The 12,400-nt window shown below is 60.4% G+C and carries 14 protein-coding genes; 4 read left to right on the forward strand and 10 right to left on the reverse strand.

Translation table 11 applies throughout. The features are described from left to right. Positions 1-87: 87 nt before the first annotated feature. Together AC1965_RS11925 and mgtE are read right to left on the reverse strand one after the other, a co-directional pair. Entirely contained in the window at positions 88-654 is a 567-nt protein-coding gene (locus AC1965_RS11925; protein WP_483884092.1) for a 5-formyltetrahydrofolate cyclo-ligase, read from the reverse strand. After that, a complete protein-coding gene (gene mgtE / locus AC1965_RS11930; protein ID WP_483884093.1) occupies positions 651-2,054 on the reverse strand; it encodes a magnesium transporter in 1,404 nt (467 codons plus the stop codon). Before mgtE ends, AC1965_RS11925 begins: the two co-directional genes overlap by 4 nt. Positions 2,055-2,174: 120 nt before the next feature. Here mgtE and guaD point away from each other — a divergent pair, with 120 nt between their 5' ends. Further along, positions 2,175-3,467 (forward strand): guanine deaminase, encoded by a 1,293-nt coding sequence (gene guaD / locus AC1965_RS11935; protein ID WP_483884094.1) that lies wholly within the window; start codon positions 2,175-2,177, stop codon positions 3,465-3,467. A gap of 84 nt (positions 3,468-3,551) precedes the next feature. Here guaD and AC1965_RS11940 read toward each other — a convergent pair whose 3' ends face one another. The 5 genes from AC1965_RS11940 to AC1965_RS11960 all read right to left on the reverse strand — a co-directional run bounded on the left by AC1965_RS11940 (position 3,552) and on the right by AC1965_RS11960 (position 8,058). Continuing rightward, positions 3,552-3,971: a CAP domain-containing protein gene (locus AC1965_RS11940; RefSeq protein WP_483884095.1), complete on the reverse strand. Its 420-nt coding sequence runs from the start codon at positions 3,969-3,971 to the stop codon at positions 3,552-3,554. Then, positions 3,968-5,302 (reverse strand): 8-oxoguanine deaminase, encoded by a 1,335-nt coding sequence (locus tag AC1965_RS11945; RefSeq protein ID WP_483884096.1) that lies wholly within the window; start codon positions 5,300-5,302, stop codon positions 3,968-3,970. Before AC1965_RS11945 ends, AC1965_RS11940 begins: the two co-directional genes overlap by 4 nt. Before the next feature lie 121 nt (positions 5,303-5,423). Next, complete coding sequence (hisN, locus tag AC1965_RS11950; RefSeq protein WP_483884097.1) at positions 5,424-6,212, reverse strand: histidinol-phosphatase; 789 nt, start codon at positions 6,210-6,212, stop codon at positions 5,424-5,426. A 126-nt stretch (positions 6,213-6,338) separates the two neighbouring features. After that, entirely contained in the window at positions 6,339-6,713 is a 375-nt protein-coding gene (locus AC1965_RS11955; RefSeq protein ID WP_483884098.1) for a helix-turn-helix domain-containing protein, read from the reverse strand. A gap of 469 nt (positions 6,714-7,182) precedes the next feature. After that, positions 7,183-8,058 carry a LysR family transcriptional regulator gene (locus AC1965_RS11960; protein WP_483884099.1) on the reverse strand — a complete coding sequence of 292 codons (876 nt, stop codon included), beginning with the start codon at positions 8,056-8,058 and terminating at the stop codon, positions 7,183-7,185. 123 nt (positions 8,059-8,181) lie between these two features. Between AC1965_RS11960 and AC1965_RS11965 the strand changes: the two genes are divergently transcribed. From AC1965_RS11965 to AC1965_RS11975, 3 genes are all read left to right on the forward strand, one after another. Further along, the gene (locus tag AC1965_RS11965; RefSeq protein WP_483884100.1) at positions 8,182-8,394 is read left to right on the forward strand and encodes a DUF1127 domain-containing protein; all 213 of its coding nucleotides are present in this window, start codon (positions 8,182-8,184) and stop codon (positions 8,392-8,394) included. Between the two features lie 123 nt (positions 8,395-8,517). Beyond that, positions 8,518-9,294 (forward strand): Bax inhibitor-1/YccA family protein, encoded by a 777-nt coding sequence (locus AC1965_RS11970; protein WP_483884101.1) that lies wholly within the window; start codon positions 8,518-8,520, stop codon positions 9,292-9,294. A 75-nt stretch (positions 9,295-9,369) separates the two neighbouring features. Further along, on the forward strand, positions 9,370-9,834 hold the full coding sequence (locus tag AC1965_RS11975; RefSeq protein ID WP_483884102.1) for a cupin domain-containing protein: 465 nt from the start codon (positions 9,370-9,372) through the stop codon (positions 9,832-9,834). Between the two features lie 363 nt (positions 9,835-10,197). Here the strand turns inward: AC1965_RS11975 and AC1965_RS11980 are convergent, their stop codons facing one another. From AC1965_RS11980 to AC1965_RS11990, 3 genes are all read right to left on the reverse strand, one after another. Beyond that, complete coding sequence (locus tag AC1965_RS11980; RefSeq protein WP_483884103.1) at positions 10,198-10,887, reverse strand: VIT1/CCC1 transporter family protein; 690 nt, start codon at positions 10,885-10,887, stop codon at positions 10,198-10,200. A gap of 30 nt (positions 10,888-10,917) precedes the next feature. Beyond that, positions 10,918-11,076, reverse strand: coding sequence for a hypothetical protein (locus AC1965_RS11985; RefSeq protein WP_483884104.1), 159 nt, complete (start codon positions 11,074-11,076; stop codon positions 10,918-10,920). Positions 11,077-11,562: 486 nt separating this feature from the next. Beyond that, a complete protein-coding gene (locus AC1965_RS11990) occupies positions 11,563-12,258 on the reverse strand; it encodes a metal-dependent hydrolase (RefSeq protein ID WP_483884105.1) in 696 nt (231 codons plus the stop codon). Between the last annotated feature and the right edge of the window lie 142 nt (positions 12,259-12,400).

Raw genomic sequence — 12,400 nt, forward strand, 5'->3', positions numbered from 1 at the left:
AATCTCATCCGGGGTTTGGGGGTGGAAAACCCCCATGGTGTCGCTTGGGTCTTGGGATGCGCAAACCCCAGATGTCAGCTCCGCACCTCAGCCCTTCGGCACCTCGATAACCCCCGCCTCGGTCACGATCAGGTCCAGCGGCTCGTCCGTCGGCTCCAGCGGAATGTCATCACACTCTTGCCCGGCAAAGGCAAAACCTATCGCCAGCGTCGCCCGTCTGGCCCGCAACATTTCTAGCGTGCGGTCATAAAATCCACCGCCATAGCCCAGCCGCGCACCCTGCCGGTTGAACGCCAGCAGCGGCACAATCAGGATTTCCGGCTCGAAAAAGTCGTTATGTTCCGGGATCATTGCGCCAAAGGCCCCGGCCACCATCTGCGTTTCCGGCGTCCAGCGCGAGAACGACAGCGGGTGATCCGGCCACATGATCACCGGCACGCCGACCGGGCCATGGGCGCAGGCCTCGGCCATCGCGGGGCGTGGGTCAATCTCGGTACGGATCGGCATGAACCCCGACAGCGGCACCCCACGATAGCCCGCCAAAACCTCGGATAAATAACCCGCCTGCGCCCCATTGGCCCCGTCGAACAAGGGCTTTCGCCGGGCAAAGGCGTTTTTTCGCGCCACGGCTTTCGCCTGCGTCCAACCGTTCACAGCAACACCATGGCCGCCAATCCCAGAAAGGCAAAGAACCCCACGACATCGGTCACCGTCGTCACAAAAGCCCCCGACGCCAGCGCCGGATCAACCCCGACCCGCTCCAGCAAAATCGGAATGCCGGTGCCAGCCAGCCCCGCCACCACCATGTTAATTACCATCGCCGTGGCAATCACATAGCCCAGCGCGGGCGAGCCGAACCAGATGATCCCGACAACGCCCATCACCAGTGCAAAGATCAGCCCGTTGATCAGACCCACCAAACATTCGCGCCGGATCACCCGCCAGACGTTCGACCCGGTCAAATCGCGTGTCGCAATCGCACGCACCGCCACGGTCAGGCTTTGCGTCCCCGCATTGCCCCCCATCGAGGCGACGATGGGCATCAGCACTGCCAGCGCCACGATCTGTGCAATCGCCACTTCAAACTGCGAAATAACCATCGACGCCGCAATCGCCGTCACCAGGTTCACCGCCAGCCAGGGCAGACGCTGCTTTGTCGTCTCCAGCACCCGATCCGACAAAGACCCCTCACCAACACCCGCCAGTCGCAGGATATCTTCTTCGTGTTCCTCGTCCAGCACCGCCATGGCGTCATCAATCGTGATGACCCCGATCAACCGGCCCTCGTCGTCGACAACCGGGGCCGAAATCAGGTGATATTGGTTGAACGCATAGGCCACGTCCCCCTCGTCGCGCATCGCCGGGATCACCTGAAAGGTATCCTCCAGAATGTCGCGCAGCATGGTGTCGCGTTTCGACCGCATCAATTTGCCCAGCGTCACATTGCCAACCGGGTGCAGGCGCGGGTCGACCATCACGATGTGATAAAATTGGTCCGGCAGGTCTTCTTCCTTGGTCACGCGCAGATGGTCGATCGCTTGGCCCACGGTCCAGTGCTCTGGCGCCATCACCACCTCACGCTGCATCAGACGGCCGGCGGAATATTCCGGCCAGGTCAGCGCCTGCTCGACCGCGACCCGGTCAGAATCCTCCAGCGCGCCTAGGATGGCTTCCTGCTGGTCGTCCTCTAGGTCTTCGATCAGATCGACAACATCATCGCTGTCCATCTCGCGCACGGCCTGGTTCAGCACCTGTGGCGTCAGGATCGAAATGACTTCCTCGCGGATCGACTCGTCAAGCTCTGACAGGATTTCACCGTCAAACTCGCGGTCATACAGCCGGATCAGATCCCGCCGATCACCTTCGCTGATCTGTTCCAAAAGGTCGGCGATGTCGGCCGCGTGCAGCGGTTCCATCAGCGCGGTCAGCAGCGATTGATCACCGTATTCCACCGCATCCAGAATCGCGGAAACGGCCTTGCGATCCAACCGGTAAGCTTGGGTATCCGCTTCACTTTCGACGGGGGTCTGCATCTCTTCGATCTGGTCCGACATGCGCGTGCCCTCCGCTATCTATCCGGTTCGCGCGACCATAAGCATCGCGCCGATGGGACACAATGCCGCCTGCGACGCTTAACCGTTGTTCCCGTCTCCCACGCGGCATAAACAACGAATATGACAGAACAACATATCCTCCTTGGTCCGACACTCACATATACCGGCAGTCCGATGCAGGGGGCATGGCAGGACGCCGTGCACATCGACACCGCTGGTGGCGTGCTCATCGAAAATGGCCAGATCACCGCGATGGCCAAGGGCGAGAGCCTGACCGCTGCGCACCCACAGGCCAAGGTGACCCGTTACACCGACGCGCTGATCTGCCCCGGCTTTGTCGATGCCCATGTGCACTACCCGCAGACCGCGATCATCGCGTCATGGGGCAAGCGGCTGATCGACTGGCTCAACACTTATACCTTCCCCGAGGAAATGCGCCTTGCTGATCCGGCCTACGCGGCCGAGATCGCCGCGCGTTACCTTGATCTTACACTCGGCCAAGGCACTACGACCGTGGCCTCCTACTGCACCATACACCCTCATAGCGCCGACGCCCTGTTCGACGCCGCCGCCGCCCGCGGTCAGCGCATCGTCGCAGGCAAGACCTGCATGGACCGCAACGCGCCCCAAGGGCTGCGCGACACCCCGCAATCGGCCTATGACGACAGCAAGACACTGATCAACCGCTGGCACGGAAAGGGGCGCGCCACATACGCCATCACGCCGCGTTTTTCGCCTACGTCCACGCCAGACCAACTTGCCGCCCTTGGTGCACTCTGGGCCGAACACCCGACCTGCCTGATGCAGACCCACCTCAGCGAACAGACCGATGAAATCGCATGGGTGCGCGACCTTTATCCGAATGCCCGCGACTACCTCGACACCTATGAAACCCACGGGCTGCTGGGCGAACGCGGCCTCTACGGCCACGCCATCCACCTTGAGCCGCGCGAGGTTGACCGCCTGTCCGACGTCGGAGCAGCCCTTGTCCACTGCCCCACCTCCAACACATTTATCGGCTCCGGCCTCTTCGATATGGCCCGCCTCAGCGCGCGATCCATTCCCATCGGTCTGGCCACCGACACCGGCGGCGGATCGTCATTTTCCATGCTGCGCACCATGGCCGCGGCCTATGAAATCGGCCAGCTGCGCGGCACCCCGCTGCACGCGGCACAGCTGATCTGGCTCGCCACCGCCGGATCGGCCCGCAGCCTACATCTGCAAGAAAAGGTCGGCAGCCTCAAACCGGGGATGGAGGCCGACGTCACCGTGCTGTCACTGACCTCGACCCCTGCGATCACCCAACGCCACCAAAATGCCGCCGACATCTGGGAAAGCCTCTTTGCCACGATCATGATGGGCGACGACCGCGCCATTGCCGACGTCTGGGTCGCGGGCCAACGACGAGGATAACGCGCCAACGTCCCTGCCCCCCCTTCAGCCCATCAAATAAGATCAATCCCGCGCCCACCCCGCAGCGCGGGGGCCGCTTTCACCCTAACAGGGTGCCGCCAGCACCATCACCCAGACGTTACCCTCGGCTCTGGCCAGACCAAAACCGCGCACCTTGCGGTGCATTATATTCTGGTAATGCCCTTGCGATCCGGCCCAGCTTTGCATCACTGCGGCCAGTGACTTCTGCCCTTTGGCGATGTTTTCGGCCGCAAAGCACCATTTGTAGCCCTGCGCGCTGATCCGCTGCCCTACGGTTGACCCGTTTTTACCCTGATGGCTGAAATAGTCATGCCGCGCCATATCCTGCGCATGCGCAGCAGCCGCACGTTCCAACACTGGATCATAGACCACCGCCGCCCTGCCCTTGGCCGCGCGCAACCCGTTTACGGCCGACAACGCCGCCGGATCGGCCCAGACTGGCAGCGCCATGATTGCCAAGACCACCGTTAAAATCCGCATCATAATGCCAACTCCCGTGCCAGTTCGTTGTGCCGTGCCACCTGCGCCGCCAAATCAATCGTCGTTACCTGACCATCGCGCACCACTTGGCGGCCTTCAACAAAAAGATCCCGCACTGCGGTTGGCCCGGCCAGCAGCAGCGCCGCCGGGTCCCAACTGCCAGCACTTGCCACGCCGCTTACATCCCAGATCGCCACGTCTGCGCGCTTGCCCACCGCCAGCCGCCCGCAATCGGGACGCCCCAACACATCGGCCCCGCCGCGTGTGGCCAGTTCTAACGCTGTGCGCGCGCTCATCGCGTCAGCCCCACGCGCCACCCGCTGCAACATCATCGCCATGCGCGCTTCTGCCACCAGATTACCGCTGTCATTACTGGCCGATCCATCCACACCAATCCCCACCGGCACCCCCGCATCCAGCATCGCACGCAGGGGTGCGATCCCCGACCCAAGGCGGCAGTTGGAACAGGGGCAATGCGCCACACCGGTGCGGGTGCGCGCAAACAGGTCAATCTCTGCCGGGTCCAATTGCACGCAATGCGCATGCCAGACATCGTCGCCCAACCAGCCCAGACTTTGTGCATATTCTCCGGGTCGACAGCCAAAGTTGGCCAAGGAATAGGCCACATCTTCGGCGTTTTCAGCCAGATGGGTGTGCAGCATCACCCCCTTGTCACGCGCCAGCAGGGCGGTATCGCGCATCAATTCACGGCTGACCGAAAACGGCGAACAGGGCGCCAGCCCGACCCGGCACATCGACCCCTCTCGCGGATCGTGAAAGCCGTCGACCACTCGAATGCAGTCTTCCAAAATGGCGGCCTCCTCCTCCACCAACATATCCGGTGGCAGGCCCCCCTTGCTCTCGCCGATGCTCATCGACCCACGCGTAGGGTGGAACCGCAGGCCCAATTCAGCGGCCGCATGGATCGTATCCTCAAGCCGCGCACCATTTGGATAAAGATACAGATGATCCGAGCTGAGCGTGCAGCCCGACAGCGCCAATTCTGCCAGCCCCACCTGGGCCGACACGAACATATGCTCCGGTCCGAACCGCGCCCAGATCGGGTACAGTTTTTGCAACCAGCCAAACAACAGCGCGTCCTGCGCCCCAGGCACCGCCCGTGTCAGGCTCTGGTATAGATGGTGATGCGTATTTACCAAACCCGGCGTCACGACACAGCCATTGGCCAGTACAACCTCGCCGACGGTCTGCAACCCCGGCCCGATCGCGACAATCGCCCCATCGCGGATCAGAATATCGGCACCTGACAGCTCGCGCCGGTCGTCGTCCATGGTCAGGATATGATCCGCATTGCGGACAAGAATTTCAGCCATCAGTCACACTTCCAATGGCCCGTCTCATGAAAAGTGTGCGAGGCCGGTGGAAAACGGGCATGAAGAACCGACCAGCACCCATGTAATCCACGGTTGCAGGGCCGGTCAATCTTTACCGCCGCTAATGGTTAGCCAAAATCTCCAGCGCCTGCGCGTGGATTGCCGCATTGGCCGCTGCGATTGCGCGTCCGCCTTCGTGCACCGGGCCGCCACGCCAGTCGGTCACGATGCCGCCTGCCGCCTGTACCACTGCAATCGGGGCCTGAATGTCGTAGGATTGCAACCCGGCCTCGATCACCAGATCGACCTGCCCCGAAGCCACCAGCGCATAGGCATAACAATCCATACCATAGCGCGTAAGCCGCGCGCGGCTTGCCACGTCTTGAAAACCTGCGGCGTCCTGCGGTGTACCGACTTCAGGAAATGTAGTGAAAACAACCGCCTCTGTCAGATCGCGCGGGGTGCGGGTGGCCAGATTGCTGCGCCCATGCGGCCCCTCAAGCACGGCACCATCCGGCGCGCCTTCGAAGCGCTCGCCAATATAAGGCTGATCAATAATGCCGTAAAACGGCCCCGAGGCATCCGAAACCGCAATCAGCACCCCCCAGGTCGGCGTCCCGCTCATGAAACCACGGGTGCCATCAATCGGGTCCAGCACCCAGGTTAGACCCGATGTACCCGCCCGCGCGCCATATTCCTCGCCGAGGATCGCATCGTCGGGCCGCGCGCGTGCCAGTATCTCGCGCATGGCGCGTTCGGCGGCGCGGTCAGCTTCAGTTACCGGATCAAACCCGGCCGTCAGCTTGTTGTCCGTCGCCAGACCCACACTGCGGAAATACGGCAGGATCACGCGCCGCGCCGCATCCGCCATCTCATGCGCCACGCGGCGAATATCTGTATCAAATGTCATGTTTCTGACCTGCCAGCTTGCCCTGTGCAAGGCAAGCCAAAGCCACCGCGCCCTGCTGTCTCTTTTCAGTCTTATAGCCTGGACAGGGCGTTTGAAGGGGGCAACGCCCCCCAAGGCGTGCTCAAATTACGCGACGTCGCTCAGCACACGCGCAAGTTCAAACAACCGACGTCGCTGGTTTTCGGGGATCGCATAATAAGACCGCACCAAATCCATCGCTTCCTTGTCGCCCATCAGATCGACAGGCAAACCCCGCACCGGTTCAGCACCTTCTGCCGCCTCGTCCCGCAGACCTTCGAAAAAGAACGACACGTCGACATCCAGCGCATCGGCGATGTCCCACAGGCGCGACGCACTCACACGATTCGCCCCGGTTTCATACTTCTGGATCTGCTGAAATTTAATTCCCACCAATTCAGCAAGCCGCTGCTGCGTCAGGCCTGTCAGCCATCGCCGCTGCCGGATGCGCTTTCCGACGTGGATATCTACCATATGTGCCATGACATATTCTTCCCTATTGATAACACGTGCCAAAGTGCCAATGACGTTTGCCGAGCTTCGCTCCTCGCTCCTCAAATACCCGGAGTGGGCCAAGTCGGTTGATGCGCTCAGCATAGGCTTTTCGACCCATTCGGCAATTTATTTTCATCTGCATTGATTAATGTCAGTCGGGCGAATTCACAACCTAGGGTATTGTTCACAAGTTAAATGAATGACCGCCCCGGCGCGAAATCCCGCTCGGCGCGGCCGGAAATCTTGTCCGGTCACGCCGACGTTTCGAGCGTTTTCAAGGGCTTCGCGGCCACAGGTATAGGTAGTATCCGCGCAGATCAACACACGCGTTCGGCGTAGCGTTGGCACCACGCCAGGCGGCAAATCGGCATTGACCAGCGCGAAATCACAATAGGTTGATTCTTGCCGATCTGCCCGAAATTGCCCTGTTCCGCGCCCGCAATTGGCGAAACCGGCGTCACACGGCCCGCAGCCGCGTCGGGTGATTCACCGCAAATGCGCTGCGCAGCAGACCCGCCATCGCGCTGTAAACCTCGCCCGCAGCGGCATCCGACACGTAGAGGTTGATCAACTGGCACGGCAGTGCCGGCAGGCTGCCATTGTGGTCGATTTGTTCCAGATGCGGGGGCTGTGTGCCTTCAATCATCGCATGTACGGCCAGATCGGCGCTGACCGTAGCTTCGATGGTGCGGTCGCTTTCGGTATCCACGCTCATCTCCCACTGGATTCCCTTTTCATCCAGTGCCGCCACCACGCGGGGCCGGAAGGTACAGAACCGACAGAACGCCAGTTGCAGTGGCCGCTGCCGCCAGGCCGCGCCGCCGGCAGCACCCAGCCAGACCAAATCCTTTTTGATCAGGGTTTCGCCATTGCGGTCCAGGTCCACCTCGGTGGTGAGGATCAGATCGATGTCGCCCTTGGCAAAGCGTTCTTTCAGCGCGCGGGTGTGCGACGCATCCAGATTCACCTTCACCCGGGGATAGGCCGCATGGAACTGCTTCAAGACCTGCGGGATCGCTGGATAAACAATGTCATGCGGCACCCCTAGCGTGATCTCCCCTTCAAAGGCCTGATCGGTCAGGCGACCAATCACCTCGTCATTCAGCGCGATCATGCGGCGCGCATAGACCAGCAATTGCTCGCCCGAGGCCGTCAGCGCGATGGTGCGACCCGACCGGTCAAGCAATGACAGGCCCAGCATCTCTTCTAACCGCTTAAGCTGCATCGACACCGCCGATTGTGTCAGATGCAAGAACCCGGCAGCGCGGGTGACGCCACCGGAATCGGCCACCGCCACAAACGAGCGCAACGTCGTGATGTCGAGATTTCTCATATATCATGATCCTTGATGGAGTCTGCAACAAACATTCGTTTTCATTCTGCATCATTCACACCGATACTTCAATATACCAGGTGCAAAAAGGAATCGCATCACATATACTGAAGGATACCAACGATGACATATATCTCCAACACCGGCTGCGCGGCCGTCAGCGCGCCCAATACTCCAAATTCGTCGCTTCGGCAGTGGATCGCCCTGTGGCGCAGCCGCCGTGCTCTGGCGCGGCTTGACGCATGCCAATTGCGTGACGTCGGCATCACCACGGCGCAGGCAGCCCGCGAAACTGTCCGCGCGCCTTGGGATGTGCCGCAAACATGGCGGAACTGATCCACGATTTCACCGTGAAATCAGACATTAAGACCCTTGAAATATGTGCGCTCAGCCCCGATATTCAACGCAATACGTGACCGATGTCTTCGGCACGCCACTTTGCCAATTGGAGGTCATCACATGGCTGACGTGAATACCATCCGGTCAACGACCGGTACGCGCACCGCCGAAATCGACGCGGGTCTGCGCGCACATATGAACAAGGTGTATGGCACCATGTCTGTTGGCATGCTCATCACCTTTGCTGCCGCCTGGGCGCTGTCTGGTCTGGCGGTCACCACCGACCCTGCCGCCGGCGTCGCACAGCTCAGCGAAAGCAAGTATCTGACGCAACTGGGCTATTACCTTTACGCTTCGCCACTGAAATGGGTCGTTATGTTCGCCCCGCTGGCATTCGTCTTTGGCTTCAGCGCGATGATCAACAAGATGTCCGCCGCCACCGCGCAGACGGTTTTCTATGCCTTTGCCGCCGTGATGGGCATCTCGATCAGCTCGATCTTTCTGGTCTTCACCGGCTACTCTATCGCGCAGGTCTTCCTGATCACATCAATCGCCTTCGCGGGCCTGTCGCTTTATGGCTACACCACGAAAAAGGACATCTCCGGCTGGGGCAGCTTCCTGATCATGGGCGTAATTGGCCTGATCGTTGCGTCGATTGTGAACATCTTCCTCGCCTCCTCGGCGCTGATGTTCGCAATTTCGGCCATCGGTGTTCTGATCTTCGCGGGCCTTACCGCCTACGACACGCAAAAGATCAAGACCGAGTATCTGGCCCATGCGCACCACGGTGATACCGAATGGCTGGGCAAAGCGGCCATCATGGGCGCACTGAACCTGTATCTCGACTTCATCAACATGTTCATGATGTTGCTGCAACTCTTCGGCAACCGCGAATAATTCACGCCACTGCGTTGACGAAAACAAGGGCCGATCCTGCAAAGGGTCGGCCCTTTTGCATAGGGAACGCCGCCAATGACAATCATCAAATCCGGCCATGCCAAGACGAGGCAAAGCGCTTTAGATGAAGCTTTGGGGCCTTATACCGCACATCTGATCACCGACACAGCCGGGCTAACCCAGTTTGGTGCGCTCATCGAAGAGCTTTCTCCCGGCGCGCATTCTTCCTTCGCCCACTGGCACGCCAGAGAGGATGAAATGATCATGATGTTGAGTGGCGAAGTCATGGCAATCGAAGATGGCGTCGAAACCGTACTTGCGCCCGGCGATGCCGCCTGCTGGCGCGCCGGTGATCCGGTTGCCCATACTCTTTTTAACCATAGCGCCGCGGTCGCACGCTATATGGTGATCGGTACCCGCGCTGCGTCCGACAAAGTTACCTACCCTGAGCATGACCGCGTCCTGCATTTTGACCGCCCTGCAAAAACACGCCGCTATACCACTGTGTCTGGCAAAGAAAGCGGCCCGCCAGTCAAGTGACCCTGCCTTCTTTTTGGTCCTATATATTCCCGGGGGTTTGGGGGCTGGCCCCCAATTATGTCGTATCTGGGGACGTAACGACATCTCGCTCCAGACCGCGATCTACCCTTTAGCATCAAAGCCAGACATCCTAGATTAGCGTTCGTTCGGCCTCGCGACTACGCAAATTGAATGGCCACCGGGATTGCGCCCACCGCCCATATCCAGACAGCTGTCATCATACCGAAATTGCTGATAGGATCGCCCGGCCATAAACGCCAAAACAGCCACAATAATAAGGCTCACTGCGTATTTCAGCTGCATGGCGACTGCACATTACTCTTAACGACAACGGCGCATCCACAAATAAACATGGCCGCTTCGTTAGGCCAGCACACCAAACACCCGCCCCACCAGCGCTGTGACGGCCATCGCCATTGTACCCCAAACCACGACGCGCCGAATGGCGGGCCAGACCGGGGCACCACCCAGTTTTGCGCCACCGCTGCCCAGCAGGATAAGCGCCAGCACCGCAACCAGTGCCACAGCGGTCCCGCGCTGCCCCGCAGGGGCCAGCACAGCGGCAAGCAACGGAAGACCGCCCCCCAAACCGAACGCCAGCGCCGACGCCCCTGCCGCTTGCAGCGGATCGGCCTGCCCGGCCAGCCCAAACATGCCCAGTTCTTCACGCGCATGGGCTCCCAGTGCGTCGTGATCGGTCAATTGTTCCGCTACCTGAAGTGCCAGATCGCTCTCGACGCCACGGCTTTCCAGCCCTTCGGCCAATTCACTAAGCTCATAATCCGGGTCTTCGATCAGCGCCACGCGCTCGCGCTCTAGGTCCGCTGCCTCGACATCGGCCTGCGCCGACACCGATACATATTCCCCCGCCGCCATAGACAACGCCCCCGCCGTCAGCCCCGCGAGGCCGGTCAGCAGCACGTTACCATGGGTCATGCCCGCAGCGCTTACGCCGACCAGCAGACTGGCCGATGAAACGATACCGTCATTGGCGCCCAGAACGGCGGCGCGCAGCCAATTGCTGCGGTTGATGAAATGGCCTTCTTTGGGCATCGAATTCCGCTGTCGGCCTTGGCCGTTAAGTTAGTAGGCTTTCCAGATCGACGTATCGGCCGGGAAGATCACCGGTCGGTCGCCGCCAACCCCGGTAAAGCCGACGCTTCCGGTGGGCTTCGCACGGCTGATGGGGGCGCAGGCACCCAACAATAAAATCATGATCACGGTCGTCACTTTGGCAGTCATCTTGGCCTCCCCAGGCAACTTACTCCATTGGTATCGCCCGGAATGTGTGACAACGCAAGCTGCGCGCCGGATGTTGCGCGGATTGCCGGAGGGGCGCACGCCCCTGCGACGTGATGTTAAAGGTTACTGCGTAAAACCCATGGCTATCGCGATACCCGCCGCAGGACTTTCCACCCTGCGGCACCCGACAGGATCAGAGGCCAGGGGCAACCGGGCCATGTCGATGCATTGAGCATGCAGGGGAAACCCTGTCTCTTATATCCGAACTGGCGGCGCCGCCTCTTTAACAACGGCCTTACCACCTTTTCAGACAATCCTACCCGGCCTTACCCGGCAAGAACCGACCCAGCCCGGCACAATCCGGCCCAATCCGGCACAATCCGGCCCAATCCGGCACAATCCGGCCCAATCCGGCGTAGTGCAGCATCGCTGCGCCCAACAGGGCTGCGCGTCAGATGCAGACCCCCCCCGATGCTGTGATCCGCGTCAAAGCTTGATCGCTTGCATAACCTGCGGCTCCACCACGTCCACACCGGGTAACCCCTGCGCCAGTTCCTGCGCCGATTGCGCCAACGCGTCAAAGGTGCGGTAATGACAGGGGATCACCGTCTTGAACGCAAAATAGCGTTTCGCGGCATAGGCGGCCTGCGCCATGTCCATCGTGTAATAGCCGCCCGCCGACAGGATGCCGATATCGGGCTTAAAGTAGTCCCCGATCCAATCCATGTCCGCCATGATCCCAGTGTCCCCGGACATATAGATCGTGCGCCCTTCGCCTTTTATGACAAACCCGGCTTCGCTGCCCATATAGCGGCGGCTGCTGTTGGTCATCGCACTTGATGAATGTGAGGCAGGCACCAGTGTGGCCGTCACCTTTTCGCCCAACGGCGCGGTGCCACACATATTGAACGCATGACCTTCGGTTGCGCCTTGTTCGGCCAGAAATTGCGCTAACTCATACATGCCCGACACCGGCGCCTGGGTGGTCTTCGACACCTCAACCACGTCGGTGATGTGGTCAAAATGCGCATGCGTCACCAAAATCTGCGTTGCCCCCTCAATCGCGGCGGCGTGCTGGTCGGCGGGCAGCATGGGGTTATCATGCAACCATGGGTCGATCAGCAGCACCTGATCCTCGATCTCGATACGGAATGATCCGTGCCCCAGCCAGATGATGTTCATAAGTTGCTCCTTGGGTGATTCACTGACGCAACCGTAATGTGTTTTTCAACTATGGCGAGCCTCCGGCGACAGGTTTATTTACCAAGATGAAGACCGCAGGCCGGCCGCACACTTGCGAGGGCGCGTCTGGGGCGGTAGAGGA

This window comes from Sulfitobacter sp. KMM 9851, assembly GCF_057178245.1.